The sequence below is a fragment of the Mycolicibacter heraklionensis genome, from assembly GCF_001021505.1.
Classification (GTDB): Bacteria; Actinomycetota; Actinomycetes; order Mycobacteriales; family Mycobacteriaceae; genus Mycobacterium; species Mycobacterium heraklionense.
The window spans coordinates 1-556 of sequence record NZ_LDPO01000064.1; the positions used below are offsets into that span (position 1 = coordinate 1).

The 556-nt window shown below is 76.3% G+C and carries 1 protein-coding gene and 1 pseudogene; one reads left to right on the plus strand and one right to left on the minus strand.

Translation table 11 applies throughout. The features are described 5' to 3' along the window. Positions 1-333 (minus strand): annotated as a pseudogene (locus tag ABW16_RS27665) (hypothetical protein); the annotation flags it as partial. Here ABW16_RS27665 and ABW16_RS27670 point away from each other — a divergent pair. Next, positions 305-556: hypothetical protein (locus ABW16_RS27670; protein ID WP_233424866.1), on the plus strand; the 252-nt coding region annotated here is incomplete at its 3' end. The pseudogene ABW16_RS27665 and the gene ABW16_RS27670 overlap by 29 nt on opposite strands.

Below are 556 nucleotides of genomic sequence, written 5' to 3' on the forward strand. Positions count from 1 at the left end.
GCCGCCATCAAGGCCGCCGCCACCACCGCCGCCGAGGCCCGGGAACCAGGAACTGCCGCCACGCCCGCCGCCTCCGCCGAGGCCCGGGAACCACGGGTTCCCGCCGCCGTTGTTGCCGCCGACGCCGGGCAGCCATGGTGACGGGTTGCCACCCTTCTTGCCGCCGCCATCGTTGTCGGGCAGCCAGGACGGGTTGCCGCCCTTGTTCCCGCCGCCGTTGTTGTTACCCGGCAGCCAGGACGGGTTCCCGCCGTTGTTACCGCCCCCGTTGTTGCCCGGCAGCCACGAGGGGTTACCACCGTTGTTGGACGGATTCTGGGCAGGCGGCCGCAAGATCGGCGGCAGCTGGGGTTGCTGGATTGGCGGTGCGGGTGCCGGAGCCGCGGGGACCGGTGCGGCCGGGGCTGGCACTTCGACCGGCGCCGGCACATGGATCGGCACCGGCACTGGTATCGGTGCCGGGGCCGCCGGCGCGGGAGCGGGAGCGGGAGCTGCCGGGGCGGGAGCCGGGGCCGCGGGTGCCGGCGCGGCCGGCGCCGCCCTGGCCGCCGGGACC